Genomic DNA, 24,904 nt, shown 5'->3' on the forward strand with positions numbered 1-24,904 from the left:
CTGTACATTGGGGAGACCTCACATCTGGCAACGCGGGTGTGGCAGCATAAGAGCAAGGTAGTGGAGGGTTTTTCGGCCAAGTACGGCGTTGACAAGCTGGTCTACTACGAAGCGCTGGGCTGCGGAGAGAGGGCAATCGTGCGGGAGAAGCAGCCGAAGAAGTGGCGCCGCGCCTGGAAGATGACAGATTGCGTCCCTTTCGGCCATGGGCCTCGGCCTGACAGTACCCAGTACTGTCAGACTGGTGAGGATTTGCCCGGTCGGCTGCACGTTACCCACAGATTTGTCGCACACCCGAGCAGCGCTCACTTCGCGAAAAGGTGGCATGCAGGGGGAGGCTCCTGGTACACTCGGGCGCGCTGACGCTATGGATCTGCTCTCTCGTGTCATCACCCTAGTCGAGGACGTCCGCGAGCTGCCGGCTTATGCCCGCATCGGCCTGGCGCTGAAGCGGGCGGGCCGCGGCGGCTTGCCCACCTGCGGCTACGTCATGCGCGCGCAGGCGGAGAAGATCCCCGAGCGTGTGCTGCTGCGCTTTGAAGACGAGACGGTGACGTATGGGGAATACAACGCCGGTGTCAATCGCTACGCCAATCTGCTCGAGAATGCCGGTGTAGCGCGCGGTGAAGTGGTTGCGATCATGATGGAGAATTCGCCCGGCTTCCTCATGGCCGAAGGGGCGGCGGCTAAACTTGGCGCCGTCGGCGCGCTGATCAATACCAACCTTCGTGGTCCGGCCCTGCAACACGCGCTGGCGAGCGCGAACGCACGGGTGGTGGTGGCCGACGCCGCGGCCTGGCCGTGGCTGAGCGAACTCGGGCCGCTGGCCGAGGTGCTGGTTTACGCCGGTGCGGTTCCCGCCGATCTGCACGGCACGCCTTTTCGCTCGCTCCCCGAGGGGCTGGCGGCGGCAGGGACGGCTGAGCCGAACATTCCCGACGTCACCGTCTCCGATGTGATGCTGTACATCTACACCTCCGGTACTACCGGTTATCCGAAGCCGACCATCATTCGTCACGCGCGCTTCACCATGGGCGGCTACGGCTTGCGTTACCTGCTAGACCTGCGGCCGGGAGATTGTGCCTACGCCCCGACGCCGCTCTACCACGGCTATGCCAACCTCGCCGGCTTTGCCCCCGCGCTTTACAACGGCACCACTTTCGCCTCGCGCCGCAAGTTCTCCGCGCGCAACTTCCTCGATGACGTGCAGCGCCACGGGGTTACGCACTTCCTGTACGTCGGCGAGCTGTGTCGCTACTTGCTGCGCCAGCCGCCCAGCCCGCGCGATCGCCAGCACCGCATCCGGGTCGCCGGCGGGCCGGGTTTGCGGCCGGACATATGGGCCGAATTCGTCGAGCGCTTCGGCATCGCTCGCGTGGTCGAAACCTACGGGCAGACCGAGGCCAATCTCAGCCTGCTGAATCGCCGCGGCCGCATCGGCTCGGTCGGCCGCTGTGCCCCGTTCACGCACGGGCAGCTGAAGCTGGCGCGCTACGATGTCGCCTCGGGCACGCTGACGCGCGGGCACGACGGGCGCTTGATCGAATGCCGCCCGGGCGAAGTCGGCGAGCTGCTCAGCGAAATCTCGCCGCGGACGACGATGAGCTTCGACGGCTATGTGCAGCAAAGCCACAACCAACAAAAGATAGTGCGCGACTGCTTTCGCCCGGACGACCGCTACCTGCGCACTGGTGATCTGCTGCGCCGCGACCGCGCCGGCTACTACTACTTCGCCGATCGCGTCGGCGACACCTTTCGCTGGAAAGGCGAGAACGTCGCCACCCAGGAGGTGGCCGAGTTGCTCAACGCCGCGCCGGGCGTGAACGAAACGGCTGTCTACGGGGTGCAAGTTCCCGGCACCGATGGCCGCGCCGGCATGGCGGTGCTCGTGCTCGCAGCCGGCGAGCGCTTCGAGCCGGCAGCCTTTTACGCCTTCGTCGAACGGACACTGCCGGCGTATGCTCGCCCGCTGTTCGTGCGTCTGGCTCAATCGATGGACGTCACCGGCACGCTCAAGCACACCAAGCTGCGGTTACAGGCCGAAGGCTATGACCCCACTCGCATCGCTGACCCGTTGTACTTTCGTGACGAGCGCCAACGAACCTATGTCGCGCTCGACCTTACAGTGGCGCGACGTATCGACGCCGGCGAGGTCAGCGTGTAGCGGGTTGCTGGTCGAGCGCGCGGTGTTTTCTCTTCCGGGCTTTGCTACAGTGCGCCCATGACGGCGGCGCCAGGCCCAACCGACGTATCAGCCCTGTGTGCGGCGGCGCGCAAGCAGCCGCGTCCGGTGTACCTTATCCTCGGCGAGGCGTTGAGCACCGGCGCGGCCGCGCACGCGCTGATCGACGCCTTGGTGCCGGCCGCCAGCCGGGATTTCAACCTCGAGATCTACGACGGCCGTACCACGCCGATGGTGACGGCGTTGGCCGGCTTGCGCATGCGCGGCCTGCTGCCCGGCACCAAGGTGGTGTGGGTGCGTGAGACCACGGTGCTGCTCTCGACCGAAAAGAAGGCTGACCTGACGACTGCGGTGCTCGAATCGCTCGACAACGAGCGGCGCGACGAAGCGGCGGCGCGCTTATTGACTCTGCTGGCGCTGTCGGGTTGGACCCAGGAGCAACTCAACAGCGAGCGAGCCGACGCGCTCTCCGCCTCCGCACTCAAGGAGTGCTTCGGCACCGCCTTGGAACCGGCGCAGGTGCAGGCGCTGGGGGCATTGCAGGTGTACTGCCAGGAGCGCGGTTTGGCGATCAGCGCCTATCACGACGACAGCGAGCTGCTGCTGCAACTGCTCGAGAGCGGCGTGCCGCCGGGCTCGGTGCTGCTGCTGACCGCCGCGGCGGCCGACGCCCGCAAGCGCGTCTTCAAGCAGCTGCATGCGCTCGGGGCGGTGGTCGATCTGCGCGTCGCCCGCGAGCGCAGCGGGGCGGTCAGTCGGGATCAGGTGCTGGAGATCTGCCGCGGCATTGCCGCGGAGTTCGGCCTGCGCCTCGAGCCGACGGCACTGGAGCGCATCGGCGCGCGTGCGGGCAACGAAGTGGCTGGGCTGACGATGGAGATGGAGAAGCTGTGCCTGTATGTCGGCGCGGCCAAGACGATCACCGCCGCCGATGTCGAGGCAGGGTTTCGCGACCTGGCGGAGTCGTGGATCTTCGACTTCACCTCGGCACTGGCAGCCGGGCAGGGGGCGAACGCCGTGCGCTTGTTGCGCGATCTGCTGGGCCAAGGCGATCACCCACTGCGGTTGCTGGCGATGATCGCGCGCGAGATTCGCTTGCTGCTAGCGGCGCGCGACTGTCTCGATGGCCCGCTGGCCGGCAAGTGGCGCGGCAGCGTCAGCTACCCGGTCTTCCAAAGCCGCCTGCATCCGCTGTTGGGCGAAATGGGGGAGGCGGCCTTTGGCAAGATGCACCCGTTTCGTGTCTTCAAGTACCTCAGCGACGCGGCGCGCGTGCCGGCCCGGCGTCTGGAGCGGGCGCTGATCGAGTTGAGCAACATCGACCTCAAGTTCAAGCGCTCGCGCGGCGATCCGGTGCTGTTGCTCGAGACCTTCATTCTCGATTTTTGCCGGCCGGCCGCTAAGACGGCCGTGGCTGCGCTGGGTGCCGATGCGCCGCACTAGTGTGAAGCCGGCGTGCCTCGGCAGCGCGGCCGGCGCATGACGATGGCGCAGCATACTCCGGATACGCCGGCGCCGGCGGCGCTGGCGCGTCTGGCAGCGGCGCTCGAAGAGCTGCTAGCAACTGCCGGCTGGCGCGCGTTTGTCGCCATCGGCCCGCTAGCGGTTATCCGCTTTCTGAGCGATCAGTGCATCCAGTGGGCCGCCACGCTGGCGTACTACGCCCTCATCGGTATGGCGCCGTTGCTGGTGACGTTGTTCTCCGTGCTCAAGGCCATCGGCTTGCACCGCGGCCTGACGCCGTTCGTCATGCAGACCATCGGCGCCGGCTCGCCGGAGATGTCGCTGCAAATCGTTCGCTACATCGATCAGGCCGAGGGTCGAGCCGTGGTCTTGCTCAGCGCCATCGGCGCCTTGCTGGCGGTTTTCGGAATCATGGGCAACGCCGAGATGTGCTTCAACGCCATTTGGGGCGGTGTGCGCGGCCGCTCGCTCTGGCGCAAGCTACGCTCCTATACGGCGGTGGCGCTGATTGGGCCGCTGGTGCTGTTGCTGGCGCTGGCGGTGACTGCCTTCTTTCGGCGCGGTACGGCGGCGTACGGTGCAGTCGATGCCTTGTATCTCGGCGGTACGCTGCTGGCGGTCCTGCGCTTGCTGCCCTACGTCCTGCTATGGAGCGGTTTCACCGTGCTGTACCGCTTCCTGCCGAACACCGAGGTGCGGCTGCGGTCGGCGGTGCTCGGCGCCGTGGTGGCGGGCACGCTGTGGCAAATCGCGCAGTGGGGCTATGTCACCTTTGTAATCGGCCTGGTGCGCTACGGTGGCCTCTACGGCGCGCTCTGGCAGGTGCCGACCCTGCTGGCGTGGATCTACCTGGCCTGGGCCATCATTCTGTTCGGGGCGCAGGTCTGCCGCGCGCATCAGCAGGCCGGCGATAACCGCCTCAGTCGCCGTTCTGACGAACCACGAATACCGGACACGGTGCGTGGCGAATGACCTTCTCGGCCACGCTGCCCATGACCATGTGAGCCAAGCCGGTGCGGCCGTGGGTCGAAGTGACGATCAGATCGACGCGACGATCGCGCGCCAGATTGACGATCAGTTCGTGCGGATCACCGATGTCGACGAGCACTTCGGTCTTGGCATAGCCGCCCAAGCGCTTGCTACAGGTGTCTTCGAGCAAGCCCTTCGCCTTGGCCTTGGCTTGATCCCAGCCGATGACGTAGCCCTCGGGATGAAAGAACTCATCCGAAGGGTTGTGCAGAACGTGCATCAAGATGATCGTGGCCTCCGATTGCCGCGCGAAACGCAGGCCGTACTCGAGCGCACGGTACGACGCTTCGGAGAAGTCGATGGGGCACAGAATGGTCTTGAACTCTCGCATTGGGTCTCCTCCTCCTCGCTCACGCGATCACCCGGTCGGCGCGCAAGCCGGCAAGCGCCTCCGGGGACAAATGTAGCAGACGCTCTACCACCGAGTCGGTGTGCTCGCCAAGTAGGGGCCCTGGGCCGGCGACCCGCCCGGGCGTGGCCGACAGCCGCACCGGCACGCCGTCAAACTCCAGCAGCTCGCCTTCCGGGGTCGCTACGTGCGCCCAGTAGCCACGCGCGCGCAGCTGCTGGTCGTTGAGGCAGAGGTCGCGCGCGTTGTTGACGACGCCGGCAGCGACGCCGGCGCGCTGTAGGGTGTGCATCACTGCCTCGGCCCCACGTTGCCGGGTCCAGCCGCTGATGAACTGGTCGAGTGCCTCCTGATGGGCGAGGCGCTCTGCGAGTGTGGCGAAGCGGGGGTCGCGCGTCCATGGCGGGTGGCCGAGGGCGGCGCACAAACGCTGCCACTCCTGCTCGTCGAACACGGTGATGGCGCACCAACGGTCGGCCGCGCGCTCGCCGCCGGCGCCGGGCGCCGCCGGCGTGGTGCCGCCGTTGTCGTCGCGGCAGCGGTAGACGCCGTGGGGCGCGGCCGGCCGTTCCTGCGAGCGGTTGCCGAACGGCGAGATGGTGGCGCGGTTGACCAAGATGTCGAGCAGGAGCGGGCCGAGCACCGCGGTGACGCTCTCAAACTGAGAGAGATCAACGAATTGTCCGTGGCCGGTGCGCTGCCGGTGCCACAGCGCGAGCAGCACCGCCAGCGCGGCGTGGTAGCCGCCGGCCATGTCCGAGTACGAAAAGCCCCAGCCGGCGGGCTCGCCGCCGGGGTGGCGCATCAGCAGCGTGTAGCCGGAGAGTGCTTGCAGGGTGGGGCCGTAGCTGACGTAGTCCTTGTGCGGGCCGGTGTGGCCGAAGCCGGACATGCTGACGGCGATGATGTTGGGCTTGATCGCACGCAGCGACTGGTAGTCCAGGCCCCAGTTGCGCATCACCCGCGCGCTGAAGTTGTCGATGACCACGTCGGCGGTGGCGGCCAACTGTTTCGCCAGCGCGACTCCGCGTGGATCGGCCAGGTTGAGCACAATGCTCTGCTTGCCGCGGTTGAGGTTGCCCGTCAGCCCACCGCGACGCGAGCCGAAGTCGAGCGAGTCGCGCCGCTCGATCTTTATGACCTCGGCGCCATGATCGGCGAGAATGCGCGTGGCCACCGGCCCCGCCACCACCCAGGTGAAGTCGAGGACGCGGACGCCGTCGAGGACGCGCCGCGTCGAACAGCCCACGCCCTCTCCCGCAAGGAGAGGTGACGCAGAGGAGACGTCACCGGAGTTAGGCAACAGTGGGCCGACTGTCTCTCGCAGCACTTCATCCGTATGCTCGCCCAGCAGCGGTGGGCGGCGCCGGATTGCCCAGTTGCTTTCGCTGAATTGAAACGGGGCCCCGGGATAAGTGAGGGCGCGGCCGAGCTCGGGATGTTCGACCGGGACGAAGAAGCCGCGCTCGGCCAGCTGTGGGTTGGCAGGTAAGCTCTCGGGCGCGAGCACGGCGGCGTAAGGGATGCGGCGCAGCTGGGCGCCCGCGACCAGTTCGGCGGCGCTGTACTCCGCCGCCCAGCCGTCGAGGACGTCGAACAGGCGCACACAGTTGCGCCGGCGATGGTTGAAGTCGTCCCACTGCTCGCCGGCGAGTTCCTGCGCCTTGCCGTCGCCCTTGACCCACTCGATCAGCGAAGTCCAGTCGCCGAGACTGCAGTGCAGCGCGTAGCCGTCGCGGCACTTGGCGACGCGGAAATAGCGGCTCCAGTGCAGCGTGCCGCGGCGGACCTCGATCTGCCCGGTCTGGTGGAAGTAGCCGCTGACGTGCTCGACGGTGGCGGCAACGCATTCCTGGATGCTCACGTCGAGGTGCTGCCCGCAGCCGGTGCGTGCGCGCGCGAGCAGCGCCAGCACGGCGCCGATGGCGGCGTACGCCGAGGCGCTGTGATAGGCCTGCAAGCCCAGTGAACGCAGCGGCGCTTCGTCGGGATGGCCGTTGACGTAGAGCATGCCGCCCAACGCCTGCGCCACGGTGTCGGATGACTTCCAATCGCGATACGGCCCGTTCTGCCCGAACGGGGTGAGCGAGATGACTATGAGCCGCGGGTTGCACCGGGCCAGTCGTGCGTAACCGAGGTCGAGACCATCGAGGTAACCGGGTGTGCAGGTCTCGATCATGAGGTCGGCCGTGGCCGCCAGCTGCCGGAACTGCTCCTGGCCGCTCGGCTGCGTCAGGTCGAGGATGAGGCTGCGTTTGCTGGTGTGGTAGTGCCAGAAGAACAGCGAGCGATTGCCCTGCTCCGCTGGCGGCGGCGGGCCGGCAAAAAACGGCCCGATGCTCCGCATCGAATCTCCGCCGGGTGGCTCGATTTTGATGACATCGGCACCCATGTCGGCCAAGAGCTTGCCGCAATAGGCGCCGCTCTCGTTGCTCAGCTCGAGAACGCGAATGCCGCTGAGGGGACCGAGGGCGTCACTCATGCGCTGGCCGGATAGAAGACGAAGCGCGAGAAGTCAACGTGCTGCCACGGCCGTGTCTTCATCGGCTGCCAATGCGCTGGCGGCCAAGAGCACCAGCGCGATCCAGACCAGGTCGGCAAACAACAAGTGCACAATCTGCACGGCGGTGGGAGCCAGGTACCAGACGTTGACAACGCCGATGAGCAGCTGGGCGACGTAGAGCCCGACCAGGGCAATGGCAAGAGCCCGGCGGCCGGCGCTGGCGCGGGCCGCCGCCGCGGCCGCAGCGGTGATCAGGAGAACAGACCCAAATACCACCGCCAGCACCGGATGCCATAGGCGCAGTCGCACGAAGAGATGGGCCGTGGCCGAAAAGGTCTGCGCTTTGCCTTCAGCCAAGCTGGCAGCGGGAAAGAGAGTATCGCCGAGCGCGGTTACCGCCCCGCTCATGCCGAGCACCAAGACGCCGCCGAGACTGGCTGCTATCAGCAGGGGCAGTACGCCCTGCCGGTGCACGGCGATGGCGGGGCCGCCCGACGCCCACCACGCTGTCAAAGCCAGCGCAGCGAGCAGCAGCAAGGTGTTCACCAAGTGCCCAGCCACCCAGAGCCCGCGAGCGGACGAGGTGTTTTGCGCCACCAACTCGAGCAGAACCAGCGCCGCGCCGATCAGCGCTTCGCTCAGCATGAACAGCCCGGACCAGACGGCTGCGCTTCGCACCCGGTGCCCACGTGGGAAGGCGCGCCAGGCGCCGGCGATGAGCGCGAGCACCAGCAGCGCCGCTAAGCCGCTGCTCACTCGATGCGCGAACTCGATGATCGTGGCGGCCTCGGGGCCGCGCGGTAGCACCGCGCCGTTGCACAGCGGCCAGTGGCTGCCGCAGCCGGCCCCCGAGCCGGTGGCGCGCACCACCGCGCCCCAGAGAATCACGAGCACGTTGAAGCCCAGGATACCCCAGGCGAATTTGGCGTAACGGGTTGAGGAGGTGGTGCCGAACACGCGGGGCCAAGGTTGGGCCGGTTGCTTTTCGTCGGCGGCTAATGCGAGCGGGGCCGCTAGGCGGCTGATCTGCGCCGCTCCAGCTTGCGCAAACGCTTCTCGTGGTCTGCCAGCTTGCCGTCGAGTTTGTCGTTGAGCAGATCGACTTTCTTTTCGAGGCGACCGACGCGCTTGTCGAGTGCACCAGTCTTGGCGCCCAGGCGCTGATCGACCTGGGCAATCTGGGCGCTCAGGCGCTGATCGACGTCGGCAATCTGGGTGCTCAGGCGGTGATCGACCTCGGCAATCTGGGTGCTGAGGCGCTGATCGACCGCGGAGATCTTGGCGTCCAGCTGCCGCTGTCCGGCTTTCAGCTCCAGGTAGTGCACGTTCTCACGCTCGTCGAGCGCATTGAGCTGTTTGATGATCTGTTCCTGGCCGTGCTTGAGCGCCCCGTGTCCCTCCACTAGAAGATCGATCTTCGAGTCGATGTTTTCGAGCAGAACTTCCATCCGGCCTTTGTCGTTCTCCATCGCCTCTCCGCTGCCAGGGGAACGGATGCTACGCGAGCGCGGCAACGATTGTCAACGGCCGCTTTCGCGGGAATGACGGCCATGACACCGAACCACGTTACCCACAAATTTGTCGCGCACCGGTGTCGTGCGGTTGGCGCGGGCGGGCTTGCAAGCGGCGGCGGGTTCAGGCGTCATACGGGCATGGCCGGAACGCTCTACGTGGTCGCGACCCCGCTCGGGAATCTCGAGGACATCAGTGCGCGCGCGCTGCGGGTGTTGCGTGAGGTGCACGTGGTGGCCGCCGAAGACACCCGCCACAGCCGCAAACTGCTGGCGCATTTCGACATCCATACCCCGCTGATCAGCTACTACGACCAGATCGAGCGCGAGCGCGCGCCGGTGCTAATCGAGCGGCTCAAGGCGGGCGAGTCGATTGCGCTGATTTCCGACGCCGGCACGCCCGGGATCGCCGATCCGGGATACCGCCTGGTGCGCGCGGCCGTCGAAGCCGGGGTGCGCGTTATGCCTATACCCGGCCCGTCGGCGGTTGCCGCTGTGCTCAGTGTGGCGGGGCTGCCGACCGATCGCTTTGCCTTCGAGGGCTTCGTGCCGCCGCGCCGGCCGGCGCGGCAGAAGTTCTTCGCCCGGCTGGCGGGCGAGACCCGCACGATGGTGGCATACGAGGCCGCGCGCCGATTGCCGGACTGCCTTGCCGACCTCTGCGCCAGCCTCGGCAGCGAGCGCGCAATCGTGGTGGCGCGGGAGCTGAGCAAGCTGTTTGAAGAAATCATCCGCGGCAGCGCCGGCGAAGTCCTCCGCCGGCTTAACGTCAGTGGGGTACAAGGCGAAGTGACGCTGGTGATCGCCGGTGCCGCCACCCCGGCGCCGGCCGCACCACTCGAAGATCTGGAGACGGCAATCCACCGGCTGCAGGCCGAGGGTCTCCACACCCGCGAGATCGCGGAGCAGCTGGCGATGAAATACGGGCTGCACCGGCGTGAAGTCTACGAACGAATCGTGAAGCGGGAAGGCTGAGGGCGCGGTTACCGGCCAGCGGTCCGGCCTTACGCCCCGGCGAAGTAGCGCCGCGGGTTATGGATCAGCAGCGCATCGATTTTGGCCTGCGGCACCCCGGCTTCGCGCAGTGCCGGCACGATGTTTTTGAAGATGTGGGCCGGGTTCCAGTTCGGCAACAGTCCCTCCGGCGCCTGAAAGCCGCGGCCGCGCCAGCACCAGACGGTATCGTGCGAGAGCACGATCTGGTTGTGGAACTCGATGCCGAGCAGGCCGACGAGCGCGGCGGTGCGCACGCGATCCGGCTGCAGGATGTCGAGCCCAAAGCGGTCGAAACCGAGAAGGGCGCCGCGCTCGAGCATGCTGACGTGGTACTTGAGGTCGCTGCTGCCACACGAATGACCGATGATGATGCGACGCAGATCGGCGCCTTCGGAAGCGAAGATATCGAGCTGCGCCGGGCCCATCGTACCTTCGTCAGTGTGCGTCGTAATCGGGGCCCCGGTGGCCTTGTGTGCGCGTGCAGCGGCGCGCAGCACCATCTCCTCGTACGCGGTGATCTTGTGCGCGCCGGTGGCAACCTTGATGATGCCGGCCTTGATGCCGGTCAAGCCGATGCCTTGGGTGAGCTCTGACACGAAGGTTTCAGTCATCTCGCTGACCACGTCGCGGCCGAACTGGGCGCGGAACTTGAAGTACGGGGCGGCGCCGGTGTCTTCTTTGTACAGGCCGGTGGCGCAGATGATGTTGACGCCGGTGGCCTGCGCGACCTCAGCGGCGAACTCGGCGTCGCGCCCGAGATCGATCGGGCACGGATCAACGAAGGTGCGCAAGCCGAGGGACTTCAGCTCTTGCATGCGCTCGATGCACAACCGCAGCGTGTCCTTGCGGTTGAAGGCCGGCGCTGCGGTGTCGCTGTTCCAGCCGGGCCAGCCGATCAGCAGATGCTCGTGCATCAAGGTAACGCCGAGGTCGGCGGCGTTGCAGGGACCGAGAACCGTATTGAGCAATGCCATTGCTAACTCCTTGATCTAATGATCTGAAACCCGCCCGCTGTTACGGTGCCATCGCTCCACCCCCATCGCTTTGCATGCCGCTCCCTGGCTCCGTATCTCTACGACTCCGCTCCCTCTCCCCGCATGGTTGTGCGGGGAGAGGGCAGGGGTGAGGGGTTCATCCTTGGACCTCCGCGCCTCGCTTCTGAAATCGTACGCCGCCTCCAGGCTAATGAAGAGGAAGGGATCACCACGAGTGGACGAAGGCGAAGAAGAGGATTCGCCGAACGAGTGAGATCTTCGTGCTGTTGGTGTGCTTCGGCGGCGCCAGGAACGCAGGAACCCCTCACCCCAACCCTCTCCCCGCAAAAAATGCGGGGAGAGGGAGGCACTTTCTCCGGCTCTGGTTCCTGACATGACACTCGCCAGCTGTTGCTTGGCAATGTCTGGTAATCCTCGGCAGGTTCCACCCCCGAAAGGTCAACGTCGCAGACTCCGGGGCAGCCCTCTGCTGAAACCCGTCGCGCCGCGCGAGGATTCCTGCCAGCCACGTTCATGCGAGGTCTCCGCGGTCATCATGCACCACGCGCCCGCCGGTGATCGTGCGTAGAACGCGGATGCCGGCGATGCGCTCGGGCGCCACCTCGAGCGGGTTGGCGCTCAACACCACCAAGTCGGCGCGCTTGCCGGCCACGAGCGTGCCCTTCTCGTGCTCCTCGAACTGCAGCCGCGCGGCGTCGCGGGTGAATAGCCGCACCGCCTCGAGCGGCGTCAGTGCCTGTTCGGTGGCAAATCCCTCACGGGTGACGCAGCACTGGATGGCGTGCAGGACGTCGGTCGATTCCACCGGCGCATCCGAGGCGCCACCGATGACGATGCCGGCATCGATCAGCGCACGCAGGGGGTAGGCCTGGCGGGCACGCTCGGCGCCCAGCCGCCGCGGCAGCCAGGTCTTCTCGGAGTGAATGAACAGCGGCTGCGTGGAGACATGCAGCCCGCAGCGGGCGATGCGCCCGATCACCCCGGGCGGCACCAGCGAGGCGTGCTCGAGGCGGTGGCGGTGATCGGGGCGCGGCTGTTCCCGCAGTAGTCGCTCGAATAGCGTCACACAGCGCTCGACGGCGGCATCGCCGATGGCGTGCACGCAGACTTGCAGCCCAGCGGTGTGCGCGGCGCGCATGCGCGCGAAGATCTCGTCCTCAGCGAGCGTCAGGAAACCGCGCGTTTCCGGCCGATCGGCAAAGGGCTCGCGCAGGCTGGCGGTGCAGCTTCCAAAGGTGCCGTCGGCGAATATTTTGAAGCCGCCGACGCGGCGTCCGGCGCTGGGATTGTGCAGCGGCGTGGAGCGGGCCGCCAGCGCGGCGCCGACGCTGCGGCCAATGAGGATCGCGTAGGTACAGAATGGCACTTCGCCGAGCAGCAGTTGCAGCGCCAACGATTCAAGGCGTCCCGCCGCGCCGCCGGGCCCTTCTTCGTCGGTCTGCAACACCACCCCAGCCGACGTTATCCCGCAGGCCGACAGGCGCGCAAATGATGTGCGCGCCGTCGCTTGCAACCGTTCCAACGAAGAGACCGGTACGGCACCGAAAAGCAGCTGCGCAGCACTTTCGCGGCAGGGGCCGGTGGGCACGCCCGCGGTATCGCGTTCAATGCGGCCACCCGGCGGATCGGTGGTACCGGCAGCGATGCCGGCGGCGGCCAACGCCGGGCTGTTGCCGGCGGCGCTGTGGCCGTCGTGCTTGAGCACGACGATCGGGCGCTCGGCGCTCACCGCGTCGAGTTCGAGGCGCGCCGGCAGCCGCCGTTCGGCCAACTCGGCATCTTCGAGCCGCAGTCCCACCAGCCACTCACCCGGCGGCAAGCGCGCGGCCGCAGCTCGCAGCACACCCTGCAGCTCGGCGATGCTGCGCACCCCGCGCAAGTCGGCATTGAGATCGAAGTAGACCAGGGCGATCGGATGCAGGTGGGTGTCGATGAAACCGGGCAACAGGCATCGGCCGGTGAGATCGAGATGACTGAAGTCCGCAACCCCCGCCGAGCGCAGTGCGGCGCGGCACTCACTCTCCTCGCCGACGGCAACGATGCGATCACCAACTGTGGCGAGGGCCTCAGGCCGCGCGTGGCCGGGCGCGAGCGTGACGATCTCACCGCCGGTGTAGAGCGCTGCTGGTGGGTCCGCAGGCATGTCAGCGCTCGAGCACAACCGCGGGTGCGGTGGCGTAGCGTTCGAGCGCGCCCTCGTCCAGGGTGACGCCGAGCCCCGGGCCGTCGGGTACATGCACCCGGGCGCCGGAGTAATCGAGCGGCTCCACGATGAGGTCGTCTTCGAGCATGAGGTGGCCGAAGAGCTCCATGGCGTGGCCGAGAACCGCTGCCCGTGCGGCGCCGAGGTGTACCTGTGCGGCCGAGGCGATGCCCAGCGGCTGGTTGTGGAGTATCGTGCCCAGGCCGCGGGCCGCGGCGTAGTCGATGGCGCGCAACGCCTGCGTGATGCCGCCGGGCCGCTCGCTGTTCACGCCGAGGACGCGCACCGCACCCAGCTCGACCAGGGCGGTGAAGTCGGTGAGCGAGAAGCAGCCCTCGTGCGCCATCAGCGGCACTTCGACAGCGCGCTGCACGCGCGCCATGCCGAGCCAGTCGCTGGCGCGCACCGGCTGTTCCGCGCAGTCGATGCCGTACGGTGTGATAGCGCGAATCGCGCGCACCGCCTCGTCCGGCGTGTACGCCTGGTTGTAGTCAACGCGCAGGCGGGCTGTAAGCCCGAGGGCCTCGCGCACTTGTGCGACGATGCCGCGGTCGGCTTCGGCGCCGCGGCCGAGCTTGAGACGGAAGGTGGCGGTGCCGCCGCTCTGGAATGCCAGCGCCATGCTGGTCATGAAGTCGGCATCGGCGAGCGGGATCAGTGCGGCTAGCGGCAGAGTGTCGGCGCCGCGGCCGCCGATGAAATCGTGGGCCGGACGGCTCGCCATGTGTCCCATGAGATCATAGGCCGCCATGTCGAGCAGGCCCTTGGCCACCTCGCTGCGGGCGACGTTGGCATCCATTCGTGCCCGCAAGCGCTCAACGGCGAAAGGGCTCTCGCCGAGGAGGTAGCGAGCCAAGCCGCCGCTGACGGCATCGATCACTTGGGCCGGCGACACCCCGGTTTCGGGCAGCCACACGAAGACCTCGCCGACGCCGCGCGAGCCGTCTTCGGCTGTGAGGCGCGCGATCACGAAGTCGCTGCCGCTCCACGCCTGCTCCGCCGGGATAGCCATTCCCAGCCCGCCTTCCGAACGCGCCATGGCCTCGCGCACCGCCGCGCGAAACGGCACGTACACCGGGAAAAGCTCAATCCGCTCGACGATCGGGACCTTCGCCATCACGTGGGCGTGTCTATAGAAGCTCGCAGCGCTTGTCGAGATGTCGGCGCCGGACAGGTCTCGGGGCTTGCGTGTCCGTTCTGATTCCAGATCCAACACCCATTTTCCGAATCCTGGACGGCTTCGCCGTGGTAGGCTGGAAAAACGCGGTGTCCGCCTTGTCGGAGGACTGGCGCACTGATTGCTGCCTTGCAAGGCACTTTAAAGAATCGTGCCTCGCTCAGACCGGCGATTCGCTGACAGAGCGAGGGATCGCGCGAACTATGAACACCGAGGAGCATCAACACACATCCTCCGAGCAGATAGCCCGCGCGGCGGGCGCTGCCGGCGCAGTCGCCGGCACCTTGGTGCTGGCGGGCTGGCTGCTCGAGGTTGCGGCGCTGAAGTCCATCCTGCCTGGGGCCGTCACCATGAAGCCCAACACGGCGCTGGCGTTCGCGCTCAGCGGCGTCGCTCTCCGCTTCCATTCCTCCAGGCAATCCGAAATCCGCAGTCCGAAATGCGCAATCGCCAGCCTGTGCGCGATTGCCGTCGCCGCCATCGGCTTCGGCACCTTGCTGGAGTACCGGTTTGGTTGGGACGCAGGTATCGACCAGTTGTTCTTCGCTGACGCTGGCGGGTTGCAGAGTTCGCACCCGGGGCGCATGGCGCCCGCTACTGCGATCAACTTCGTCCTGCTGAGCCTCGCGCTGCTGACGATGCGCGGTCGTGGCGTCGGGTTCGCGCAGGCGGCGGCGCTGGTCGTCGGTCTGTCATCGACGATCGTCTGTGTTGGCTACGTCTACGACCTGCCCGCGCTCTATCGCCTCGAATCCTACACCGGTGTCGCGCTGCACACGGCGCTGGCGTTCTTGATCCTGTCGGCGGGCGTGCTGTGTGCCACCACGGATCGCGGACTTACGCCCCTGGCCAAGCGGGCTTTCGCCAAAGCCACGGGAAGCCTGGCGGCGAACTGGAGCGTCGAGCGGGCGACCGGTGTCCTGATCGCCACCGCCCTAGTGTTTCTAGTCGCGGTCGGCATCATTGCGGTGCGCAACCTCAACCGCCTGGTCGCCGCGGCGCAGCTGCGGCAACACTCGCATGCGGAAGTCAGCCAACTGATGGCGGTGCTCACGGCGGTGCAGGATGCCGAAACCGGCAAGCGCGGCTACCTGATCACCGGGAGCGAGCCGTATCTGGAACCGTATCTCGCGGCCATCGCGACGCTCCAGCCGAAGCTCGACGAACTCGCCCGGATGGCGACCGATGACCCGGAGCAGCAGCGGCGACTCGAAGCGCTGCGTCCGCTGATTGCCGAGAAGCTGGCGGAGCTGCGGGAGGCGATCGAGCTGCGCCGCCGTGAGGGTTTCGCCGCGGCGCAGCAGCTGGTGTTGAGCGATCGCGGCAAGCGCGCGATGGACCACATTCGCGCCGTGATTGCCGCGATGACCCGCCGGGAGCAGCAGCAACTCGCCGCCCGCGACGACGCGATGCGCGCTCAGACCACGCGAACGACCACGTTCATTCCCCTGGCCACGCTCGGAGGTCTCGCGCTGGTTGCCCTGTTCGCGCTGGTTATCCGCGCCCAACTGCGGGCGCGCACTCGCGCAGAAGCGCTGCTGCGCGACCGGGAAGGCCGGCTGCGGCGCTTGGCGGAATCCGGTCTAATCGGCGTGATCCTGGCCGACACACACGGCAACATCAGCGAAGCCAACGACGCTTTTCTGAGGCTGGTGGGCTACACCCGCGAGGACCTTGCCGCCGGGCGTGTGCGCTGGGCGGACATGACCCCGGCGGAGCACCGCGCCGGCGACGAGCAGGCGCTGCTGCAACTGCAATCGTGCCGCGTCACCGAGCCGTGGGAGAAGGAATACGTGCGCAAAGACGGCGTGCGGGTGCCGGTCCTGGTGGGCGTGGCGCTGCTTGAGGGCTCGCCGGACCAAGCCATCGCCTTCGTCGCGGATCTGACCGAGCGCAAACGCGCCGAAGCGGAAGTCCACCGGCTCAACGAGGAACTCGAGCAGCGCGTCGCCCTGCGCACCGCCCAACTCGAAGCCAGCAACCAGGAGCTGGAAGCGTTCTGTTACACGGTGGCGCACGACCTGCGCGCGCCGCTACGCCACGTAGACGGGTTTGCCAAGCTGCTGCTCAAGCGCGCGACCGCGCTCGACGACACCGCCACGCGCTATGTGCACACGATGGCCGCTGCCGCGACCAAAATGGGGGCGCTGATCGACGAGCTGCTGGCGTTCTCGCGGACCGCGCGCAGCGAGCTGCGGCGGCAGCCAGTGGCTCTGTCGGCCCTGATCGAGGACATTCGCGAGGAGTTGCTGGTGCAGGCCGCCGACCGCACGATCGCCTGGGAGATCGCGCCGCTGCCGGTAGTCGCGGGCGACCCGGCGCTGCTGCGGCTGGTGTGGATCAACCTGTTGTCCAACGCCATCAAGTACACCGCGCCGCGCGCGCAGGCCCGCATCGAAATCGGCACGGTGGGACGCCAGAACGGCAACACCGTGCTGTTCGTGCGCGACAACGGCGTCGGCTTCGACATGGAGTATGCCGACAAGCTGTTCGGCGTCTTCCAGCGGCTGCACCCGGCAAAGGATTTCGCCGGCAACGGCATCGGCCTGGCCACCGTGCGGCGCATCGTGCACCGGCACGACGGCCACGTATGGGCCGAAGGCCAAGTGGACGGCGGCGCCACCTTCTACCTCGCCTTGCCGATTTGGAAAGGAACACCGTGTGACCAATCACAAGATTCTATTGGCGGAAGATAGCCCGGAAGACGCCGAGCTGACCATGGCCGTGCTCGGCGAATACTGCCTGGCCAACGAAGTCGTGCACGTCGCTGACGGCGCCGACGCACTCGACTACATCTACCGGCGCGGAGAGTTCAGCGCCCGCGCCGCAGACAACCCGATGCTGATCCTGCTCGATCTCAAGATGCCCCGGCGCGACGGAATGGACGTGTTGCGTCAGGTCAAGAGCGATCCCGAGTTGCGCAGCATCCCCGTGGTCCTGTTTACCTCCTCGCGCCAAGAGCAAGACCTGATCGACAGCTACGGCCTCGGTGCCAACGCCTACGTGGTCAAGCCGGTAAAGTTCGAGGAGTTCGCCGGCGCGGTGAAAAGTATCGGGCTGTTTTGGGTGCTGACCAATCAGCCGCCGCCGGGGAAGGTGGGCTGAGAAATGGGCGACGCCAGAACTACAGGCGAAGCGCTACGGCTCCTCATCGTGGAGGACAGCGCTACAGACGCCGAACTCGAGGTCGCTATCCTCGAAGAGGCGGGCTACACCTGCAACTGGACGCGGGTGGAGACGCGAGCGGAATTCCTCGCCCAGCTTGCGCTCGCAGCCGGCGGCGATCACGAGCCAGGTCTCGAATACGACCTGATACTGGCCGACCACAGCCTGCCGGGGTTTGGCGGGCTGCAGGCGCTCGACATTCTGCGCCACCGCGGGTTCGATATTCCGTTCATTCTCATCTCCGGCATGATCGGGGAGGAGCAAGCGGTCGAGAGCCTCAAGACCGGGGCGACGGACTATGTTATGAAGACGCGCCTGGAACGTCTGGTCCCGGTGGTCGCACGCGCCTTGGCGGAACGCGAGACACGCCGGCAGCGCGAGCAAGCCGAGGCGGCGCTGCGCGCCAGCGAAGCCCGCTTTCGCACACTGATCGAGTCGGCCCCGGATGCGACCCTTATCGCCAACAGCAGCGATCACCGCATTGCCTTTACCAACCGCCACGCCGAGCAGCTCTTCGGCTACGCGCCGGGCGAATTGCTGGGGCAGCCCGTCGAGGTACTGGTCCCCGAACGGTTGCGGCAGCGTCACCTTGGACTTCGCACCGACTACAGCACGCGGCCGGTCGCGCGCCCCTTGGACTCGGGCCTGGACCTGTACGCGCGCCGCAAAGACGGCAGTGAATTCCCGGCCGACATCATGCTCGGCCCGGTAACCATCGATGGCGAGCTGCTGGTGCTGACCATCGTCCGCGACATCACCGAACGCAAGGAGGCGGAAGCCGCCCGGCGTCGTTTAGACGAGCGCTACCGGGTGCTGGTGGAGAACCTCAGCGACGCGATTTTCAGCGTCGATCTCGCAGGCGTGGTGACGTACATGAGCCCGGCCATCGCCCGCATCTCCGACTACCGACCCGAAGATATTATCGGGAGGCCGTTTGCTGACTTCGTGCATCGCGATGACTTGGCCACGGTTGCGGGCAGCTTTCGGCGCACGCTCTCGGGCCAGGTGGAGCCATTTGAGTTTCGCGTCTTGACCAAACAGGCGGCGATACGATTCGTGCGCACGTCCAGCCGGCCGCAGTTCGAAGAAGACACGGTTGTGGGTATCACCGGTACGCTGACCGACGTGACCGAGCGCAAACAGGCCGAAGACGAGATCCGCCGCTTGAACGCCGATCTGGAGTGGCGAGTGGCCGAGCGCACTGCGCAGCTGGAGAGCGCCAACAAGGAGCTGGAGGCATTCAGCGTTTCGGTCTCGCACGACTTGCGCGCGCCGCTGCGGGCGATCGACGGGTTCAGCAGAATCTTGCTCGAAGATTACGCCGGGGCGCTCGCTCCCGAGGCCCGCCACTACCTCGAGCGGGTGTGTGCTGCCGCCGAGACCATGGAGCAGCTCATCGAGGCGTTGCTGGGCTTGGCGCGTGTCACCCGTGACGACATCCGGTTGGAGCTGACGGATCTCAGTGCACTGGCGCACACCGTTGCCATGGAGCTGCACCGCTCCCAAACGGAGCGCCAGGTGGAGTTCGTCATCGCCCCCGGCCTGGTCGCCAACGCCGACGCGCGCCTGTTGCGCGTCGTGCTCGAAAATCTGCTCGGCAATGCCTGGAAGTACACCAGCAAGCAGCCGAACGCGCGGATTGAGTTCGGGCGGTTACCGGTTACGGATTGCAGCCCCCAGTCTCCAGCCTCCAGTCCCGACTACGAACTGGTCTCTTTCGTTCGCGACAACGGCGCCGGCTTCGATCGGCGATACGCAGACCGTCTCTTTGCGCCCTTCCAGCGCTTACATGATCGGACGGAGTTCGAAGGCACGGGCATCGGGTTGGCCACCGTGCAGCGCATCATCCATCGCCACGGCGGCCGCATCTGGGCCGAGGGCGCGGTCGGCGAAGGCGCAACGTTCTACTTCACGCTCGCACGCGCGGCCTAAGCTGTACCGCCTCACCCAACCGGGACTTCTCTTACAACGGAGCGAAACCGGCGGCGGGCTCAATTTGACCGGGCGCGGGCGGGCGTGTTAGCGTTTGCGCAGTGTTGGACCTGTGAACACGCCACGCAATCCTGCTCCCACTGTTGATGTGATCATCGAGGTCGAGGGCGGCCTGGTGCTGATCAAGCGGCGTCACGAGCCGTTCGGCTGGGCGCTGCCCGGCGGCTTCGTCGACTATGGGGAGACGTTGGAGGCGGCGGCTATGCGCGAGGCGCGCGAGGAGACCTCGCTGGCGGTAACTCTGACGGAGCTGTTTTACGCCTACTCCGATCCGCAGCGTGATCCCCGCCGCCACACCATCGCCACGGTCTTTCTGGGCCGCGCCTGCGGCACGCCCGCGGCCGGCGACGACGCGGCTGACGCCGGTATCTTCACCGAGGCTACGCTGCCGCGACCCCTGGCATTCGATCACGAAGTGATTCTGGCGGACTATTTCCGCTACCGGCGCAGTGGCGTGCGGCCGCTTCATGGCGCCTGAGTTTCAGCCCTTGCAGCTGGCCGAGCGCGCCGAGCTGCTGCGGCTGGCGCGCTCGGCCATCGCGGCCGTGCTGACCGGCGCCGACTCCCCAAGCCTGCAGCTTACTAGCGCAGCCCTGCTCGGCTGCTGCGGCGTCTTCGTCAGCCTTCACACCTCGGGCCGTTTGCGCGGCTGCATCGGCACGTTGGCGGCAGAGCGCTCGCTCTACGAGAACGTGATTCACCTGGCGGTGGTCGCGGCCATGGAAGACCCGCGATTTCCGCCACTCAGCCAGGCCGAGCTGCCGGACACCGAGATCGAGATCTCGCGCCTGTCGGCGCCAACGCTGGCCACGCCGGAAGAGGTTGCCGTCGGCCGCGACGGCGTCTGCGTCACCAGCGGAACCGAAGTCGGCGTCTTTCTGCCGCAGGTCGCTACCCGCTACGGTTGGGACCGCGAGCGCTTCCTCAGCGAGGCCTGCCGCAAAGCCGAGCTGGCGCCGGATGCCTGGCGCGCGCCCGGCTGCCAGCTCTTCCGCTTCCAAGCGGAGGTGTTCAACGACCGCGGCGAGACCGGGCCCAGAGACCCGCGTTGTGGGTAAGGCCAAGCCCCGCAGCCCGCAGCGAGATGCGAGGAGAGCCGGTGCCGGCAACTGCGGACCTACGGCATTGCAGATTTCGAATTGCGGATTGCGGGGCGGGAGAGTGCATTAGTCACTGGGGACCGCAGGTGGCGCGGGGACCGGGCAGCGCGAATGACCGCGGCCCGCGGGCGCGCGCCGCATGTACCGGAGGCGCACGCCGTCGCACGTACTAATCGGCCGCAATTTCAACCGCGGCGCGATAGCTGTCCCAGCTGGCGCAGTGGCGACAGCGGCCGCTCCAGGCCGGGGTGGTTTGCCGGCAGCTACGGCAGCAGAACCAGTCTGCGGGACTAGCCGCGGCCGCCGCGTACTCGTCGAGTGCCTGCTCGAAGTGGCCGAGTTGCCGCAAGGCATCGGCGCGCAAACGGCGAAACATCGCGGTTGCGCCCATGCTGGCTGCCACCGCGTCTAATTCGCGCATGGTCTCTTCGGCCGTGGCGCTGCTCAGCCGCAGCTGGAGTTGCCACAGCCGTACGCATTCGGGACGAACGCTGGCCGGGCGCGCCTTGCGCAGCGCGTGCGCACACTGCTCGCGGGCACGTCCGTCGCCGGCGTGTCGCAGCAGCCGCTCCACCAGGATCGTGCGCGGCACCGCCCGCAGCGCTCGCTGCCACAGCTCCACTGCCTGCGGGCTGAGGCCGCAGTCGGCGAGCGCGTCGCCCAAGCTCACCAGCGCCGGCACGAAGGTGGGGTGGGCATCGACCAACTGCTCCAGCGCCGCGCTCCGCTCCGCCGGAGCGGGGAGGGCGAGTGCGGCTTCGTACTGCAAGCCGAGCAGGCGCTGGCGTTCGCGCACCAGCAGCGCCGGTTGACTGAGCGAGCGCAGGTAGAGGCTCTGACTTGCCAGCGCTTCCGACCAGCGCTCGGCGGCAACGTACTGCTCGCGCAACGCCGCCAGCACGTGGGCGGCGTTGGGGTGGCGCGCGCGCACTTGTTCGAGGGCTTGAATGGCGCCCGCATGATCGCCCTGCCGGGCGCAGGCGTCACTGAGAGAGAGCAGCAGCTCGGGGTCGCCCCGGCGCTGGGCCAAGGCCTCGCGCAGCAGCCGCTCCGCGGCCGCCGGCTCACCATCAGTGAGATGAGAGGCAGCGGCAGCCAGCAGCGCGCGCTGATGCCCGGGATCGCGCCGCCACGAACGTAGCAGCAGGGTGCGGGCGCGCTGGCTGTCGCCCTCCCACAGCAATGCCTCGCCCGCTTGTGCCAAATTATCGGCCCGGGCAACGCGCCGCAGGCGGCGGCCGCGCCACCACCGGCGCAGCGAACGCCCGGCGCCGAGCAGCCCGAACCCGCCCAGCACCAGCGCCGCGCCCGCGAGAAAGGCGAAGGCGAGCGCCGCCGCCAGCGGCGGCGCGACCAAGTAGGACGGCGTCAGGTGCAGTTCCACCCGCGCCGGATTGAGCCACGCCAGGTAAGCCACCGCGCATACCAAGGCTAAGCCTGCACCAATGACCAGGGCGCGCTTCATTTCGCTCCGTTGGGTCAGCTCAGAGCGCCAGCCAGACCCAATTCGCGGGCTTGACTGCGGTAGGGCTCCGGCAGGGTGACGCGCGGCGCGTGCGCCCACAAGCGCTCGAGATCGTAAAACTCACGCACCGGCTCGTAGAAGATGTGCACCACCACGTCGCCGAAGTCCAACAGGGCCCACTGCCCGCGGCTGTAACCTTCCATCGCCAGCAAGCGGACGCCCAGTTGCTTGAGATTCTCCTCGATGCCCTGGGCGATGGCCTGCACCTGCGTATCGGAGCGGCCGGTACAAATCAGAAAGTAGTCGGCCAGCGAGGTCAGCGGACCGACTTCGAGCAAGACGAGATCGTACGCCTTCTTCTCAAGCGCGAAGCGGACGCAGAGCAGGGCGGTCTCACGGGAGTTAGGCGCCGGCAACGGTCTTCAGCCTCCCGCGGTACAGCTGGTGCTGCAGCAAGTAGCGATGAACGGATGGCGGAACGAGATAGCGAACGGAAGCCCCGCGGCGCACACGGCTGCGGATCGCCGATGCCGAGATGTCCAGATCACTGATGCGTAAGAAATGAATCGCCGTCCCCGTCCGATGGCTATACCGTTTGTGACTCGCTTGATAGCAAAACTGCGCGCGCGCGGCAACCGGCAGCGGCGCCAGCGAGACGACAAATTGCTGCCCGGGGCGTGAGGTGACCACCAGGTCGCACGCAGTCAGCAACTCGCCATAGTCCTTCCACGTGGCCAGCTCGCGAAACTGGTCCATGCCGATGATGAGAAACAGAGTGGCGGCCTGATGGCGGCGCTGCAGCTCCCGCACGGTGTCGATCGAGTAGGACCGGCCGGGGCGCTCCAGCTCGATAGCCGACACCCGAAAGCTCGGATTGCCGGCAATGGCGCGGCGCACCATCGCCAAACGCTGGGGTGCGGCCGCCAGCTCGGTGGGCGACTTGTGCGGCGGACTGGCGGTTGGGACAAACAGTACGCGATCCAAGCGCAAGGCTTCGGCCACTTCCTCGGCACTGCGCAGGTGGGCGAGATGAATCGGATTGAATGACCCGCCGAAGATGCCGAGACGGGCGATGGCGGGCGGCCGCGAGGCGTGCAAGCGATGCTCCCCCGGCGCCAGTCACTCGCGAATCTGACCGCTGCCGTAGATGACGTACTTATACGTGGTCAGCTCGCGCAACCCCATCGGCCCGCGCGCATGCAGGCGGTTGGTCGAAATGCCGACCTCGGCCCCGAAGCCGAACTCGTAGCCGTCCGTGAAGCGGGTGGAGGCGTTGACATACACAGCCGCCGAATCCACCTCGCGCAGGAAGCGCCGGGCGCGGTCGTAATGATCCGTGATGATCGCGTCCGAATGGCCCGTGCCGTAGCGGTTGATGAAGGCAATAGCGTCCGCCAGCGAGTCAACCACTTTTACAGAGAGGATCAGGTCCAGGTACTCCGTGCGCCAGTCCTCCTCGGTAGCTGCACCGGCATCCGGAATGATCGCGCGGGTGCGCTCGCAGCCACGAATCTCGACCCCGGCCGAGCGCAAACGGGCGATCATCGGCGGCAGAAATTGCGCGGCCACGGCCTGGTGTACCAGCAGTGTCTCCATTGCGTTACACACGCCCGGACGCTGTACCTTGGCGTTGAAGGAAATGGTTTCCGCCATCGCCAGATCGGCGTGGCGATCAACGAAGGTGTGGCAGATGCCGGCGTAGTGTTGGATCACCGGAATCGCCGACGATTCGGTGATCGCCTTGATCAAGCTGGTGCCGCCGCGCGGAACGATCACGTCGATGTACTCGCTCTGGCGCAGTAGCACCTGCACCGCCTGCCGGTCGGTGGTCGGGAGCAGCTGCACTGCGGCGGCGGGCAGGCCGGCGTCGGTGGCGGCCTGCCGGATGACGTCTGCAATCGCCTTGCTGCTGGCGAAGGCCTCGGAGCCGCCCTTGAGCACCACGGCGTTGCCGGCCTTGAGGCACAGCGCGGCGGCGTCGGCGGTGACGTTGGGGCGCGATTCGTAGATCACACCAACGACGCCGAGCGGAATGCGGATCTGCCCGATCTCCAAGCCGTTAGGCCGGCGCCACATAGCCAGCGTCTCGCCCACCGGGTCGGGCAGCAGAGCGACTTGTTCGAGCCCGACCGCCATCGCCTCGATGCGCGAGTCGGTCAGCGTGAGCCGGTCGATGAGCGCCGGCGAGAGACCGGTGGCACGGCCGCCCTCCACGTCGCGTTGATTGGCGGTACGTAACGCGGCACTTTGTGCCCGCAGTTGAGTGGCGGCGGTGCGCAGCGCCGTGTTCTTCGCGCCGGTGGAGGCTAAGGCAAGAGCCCGCCCGGCCGCTCGCGCGGCTTTGCAGAGATCGACCACCAAGGCTTCGGTGTCCATGCCGCGGACGATACAAGAACCACGGCCAGCCGCCAAGGGTGACCATAACTCCGGGGTGTGCGACAAATTTGTGGGTAACCTGCAGCCGACCGGGCAAATCCTCACCGGTCTGACAGTACTGTGTACTGTCAGGCCGAGGCCCATGGCCGAAAGGGACGCAATCTGTCATTCCCGCGAAAGCGGGAATCCACGGCACCGGCTCGCTACCACCCGCCAGCGCTACACGATCTCGTCATAGAGGTCTGGCCAGTCCGGGTTCCGAGCTTCGATCAGCTCGATCTTCCAGGCGCGGCGCCACTTCTTCAGCTGCTTCTCCCACACCCGCGTTGCCAGATGTGAGGTCACCTCAATGTACAGCGTGCCGTTCCGTTTGCTGGCCAGGATGTAAACGCAGAAC

Annotated in this window: 22 protein-coding genes; 10 read left to right on the forward strand and 12 right to left on the reverse strand. The window is 67.0% G+C overall.

Annotated features, from left to right (window positions below; translation table 11 throughout):
- The 4 genes from HY699_14715 to HY699_14730 all read left to right on the forward strand — a co-directional run.
- A partial coding sequence (locus HY699_14715; protein MBI4517056.1) for a GIY-YIG nuclease family protein occupies positions 1-363 on the forward strand: 363 nt, incomplete at its 5' end.
- A gap of 4 nt (positions 364-367) precedes the next feature.
- Positions 368-2,164 (forward strand): long-chain-acyl-CoA synthetase, encoded by a 1,797-nt coding sequence (locus HY699_14720; GenBank protein ID MBI4517057.1) that lies wholly within the window; start codon positions 368-370, stop codon positions 2,162-2,164.
- Between the two features lie 57 nt (positions 2,165-2,221).
- The gene (gene holA, locus HY699_14725; protein ID MBI4517058.1) at positions 2,222-3,625 is read left to right on the forward strand and encodes a DNA polymerase III subunit delta; all 1,404 of its coding nucleotides are present in this window, start codon (positions 2,222-2,224) and stop codon (positions 3,623-3,625) included.
- Between the two features lie 12 nt (positions 3,626-3,637).
- On the forward strand, positions 3,638-4,618 hold the full coding sequence (locus HY699_14730) for a YihY/virulence factor BrkB family protein (GenBank protein MBI4517059.1): 981 nt from the start codon (positions 3,638-3,640) through the stop codon (positions 4,616-4,618).
- Here the strand turns inward: HY699_14730 and HY699_14735 are convergent.
- From HY699_14735 to HY699_14750, 4 genes are read right to left on the reverse strand one after another with little or no spacing between them, the layout of a single operon-like run.
- Positions 4,566-5,006 carry a universal stress protein gene (locus HY699_14735; protein ID MBI4517060.1) on the reverse strand — a complete coding sequence of 147 codons (441 nt, stop codon included), beginning with the start codon at positions 5,004-5,006 and terminating at the stop codon, positions 4,566-4,568. The two genes, HY699_14730 and HY699_14735, sit on opposite strands and share 53 nt — an antisense overlap.
- A 19-nt stretch (positions 5,007-5,025) precedes the next feature.
- Positions 5,026-7,506, reverse strand: a complete 2,481-nt coding sequence (locus HY699_14740; GenBank protein MBI4517061.1) for a CoA transferase — start codon at positions 7,504-7,506, stop codon at positions 5,026-5,028.
- A 33-nt stretch (positions 7,507-7,539) separates the two neighbouring features.
- Positions 7,540-8,484 (reverse strand): COX15/CtaA family protein, encoded by a 945-nt coding sequence (locus HY699_14745; protein MBI4517062.1) that lies wholly within the window; start codon positions 8,482-8,484, stop codon positions 7,540-7,542.
- A gap of 56 nt (positions 8,485-8,540) precedes the next feature.
- Positions 8,541-8,996, reverse strand: a complete 456-nt coding sequence (locus tag HY699_14750; GenBank protein MBI4517063.1) for a hypothetical protein — start codon at positions 8,994-8,996, stop codon at positions 8,541-8,543.
- Between the two features lie 183 nt (positions 8,997-9,179).
- Here HY699_14750 and rsmI point away from each other — a divergent pair, with 183 nt between their 5' ends.
- On the forward strand, positions 9,180-10,013 hold the full coding sequence (rsmI, locus tag HY699_14755) for a 16S rRNA (cytidine(1402)-2'-O)-methyltransferase (GenBank protein MBI4517064.1): 834 nt from the start codon (positions 9,180-9,182) through the stop codon (positions 10,011-10,013).
- A gap of 29 nt (positions 10,014-10,042) precedes the next feature.
- On the opposite strand, the gene HY699_14760 is transcribed toward rsmI, so the two are convergent.
- The 3 genes from HY699_14760 to HY699_14770 all read right to left on the reverse strand — a co-directional run bounded on the left by HY699_14760 (position 10,043) and on the right by HY699_14770 (position 14,349).
- On the reverse strand, positions 10,043-11,008 hold the full coding sequence (locus HY699_14760) for a phosphotriesterase (protein ID MBI4517065.1): 966 nt from the start codon (positions 11,006-11,008) through the stop codon (positions 10,043-10,045).
- 532 nt (positions 11,009-11,540) lie between these two features.
- A complete protein-coding gene (locus HY699_14765) occupies positions 11,541-13,172 on the reverse strand; it encodes an amidohydrolase (GenBank protein ID MBI4517066.1) in 1,632 nt (543 codons plus the stop codon).
- A gap of 1 nt (position 13,173) precedes the next feature.
- On the reverse strand, positions 13,174-14,349 hold the full coding sequence (locus HY699_14770; protein MBI4517067.1) for a hypothetical protein: 1,176 nt from the start codon (positions 14,347-14,349) through the stop codon (positions 13,174-13,176).
- Positions 14,350-14,612: 263 nt separating this feature from the next.
- Here HY699_14770 and HY699_14775 point away from each other — a divergent pair, with 263 nt between their 5' ends.
- From HY699_14775 to amrA, 5 genes are all read left to right on the forward strand, one after another.
- Complete coding sequence (locus HY699_14775) at positions 14,613-17,105, forward strand: CHASE3 domain-containing protein (GenBank protein ID MBI4517068.1); 2,493 nt, start codon at positions 14,613-14,615, stop codon at positions 17,103-17,105.
- Positions 17,071-17,514 carry a response regulator gene (locus tag HY699_14780; protein MBI4517069.1) on the forward strand — a complete coding sequence of 148 codons (444 nt, stop codon included), beginning with the start codon at positions 17,071-17,073 and terminating at the stop codon, positions 17,512-17,514. The genes HY699_14775 and HY699_14780 overlap by 35 nt, the downstream gene beginning before the upstream one ends.
- A 3-nt stretch (positions 17,515-17,517) precedes the next feature.
- Complete coding sequence (locus tag HY699_14785; protein MBI4517070.1) at positions 17,518-19,506, forward strand: PAS domain S-box protein; 1,989 nt, start codon at positions 17,518-17,520, stop codon at positions 19,504-19,506.
- Positions 19,507-19,618: 112 nt separating this feature from the next.
- Positions 19,619-20,044 carry an NUDIX hydrolase gene (locus HY699_14790; protein MBI4517071.1) on the forward strand — a complete coding sequence of 142 codons (426 nt, stop codon included), beginning with the start codon at positions 19,619-19,621 and terminating at the stop codon, positions 20,042-20,044.
- Complete coding sequence (gene amrA, locus HY699_14795) at positions 20,034-20,624, forward strand: AmmeMemoRadiSam system protein A (GenBank protein ID MBI4517072.1); 591 nt, start codon at positions 20,034-20,036, stop codon at positions 20,622-20,624. Before HY699_14790 ends, amrA begins: the two co-directional genes overlap by 11 nt.
- 211 nt (positions 20,625-20,835) lie before the next feature.
- Here the strand turns inward: amrA and HY699_14800 are convergent, their stop codons facing one another.
- The 5 genes from HY699_14800 to HY699_14820 all read right to left on the reverse strand — a co-directional run.
- Positions 20,836-22,131 (reverse strand): tetratricopeptide repeat protein, encoded by a 1,296-nt coding sequence (locus tag HY699_14800; protein MBI4517073.1) that lies wholly within the window; start codon positions 22,129-22,131, stop codon positions 20,836-20,838.
- 14 nt (positions 22,132-22,145) lie between these two features.
- Positions 22,146-22,547, reverse strand: a complete 402-nt coding sequence (gene rsfS / locus HY699_14805; GenBank protein ID MBI4517074.1) for a ribosome silencing factor — start codon at positions 22,545-22,547, stop codon at positions 22,146-22,148.
- On the reverse strand, positions 22,534-23,229 hold the full coding sequence (locus tag HY699_14810; GenBank protein MBI4517075.1) for a nicotinate-nucleotide adenylyltransferase: 696 nt from the start codon (positions 23,227-23,229) through the stop codon (positions 22,534-22,536). Before HY699_14810 ends, rsfS begins: the two co-directional genes overlap by 14 nt.
- A gap of 21 nt (positions 23,230-23,250) precedes the next feature.
- Positions 23,251-24,507 (reverse strand): glutamate-5-semialdehyde dehydrogenase, encoded by a 1,257-nt coding sequence (locus tag HY699_14815; GenBank protein ID MBI4517076.1) that lies wholly within the window; start codon positions 24,505-24,507, stop codon positions 23,251-23,253.
- A 219-nt stretch (positions 24,508-24,726) separates the two neighbouring features.
- Positions 24,727-24,904, reverse strand: a 178-nt coding sequence (locus HY699_14820; GenBank protein ID MBI4517077.1) for a GIY-YIG nuclease family protein, incomplete at its 5' end; no start/stop codon positions are given.

The sequence above is a fragment of the Deltaproteobacteria bacterium genome, from assembly GCA_016210005.1.
Lineage (GTDB): Bacteria > Desulfobacterota > Binatia > HRBIN30 > JACQVA1 > JACQVA1.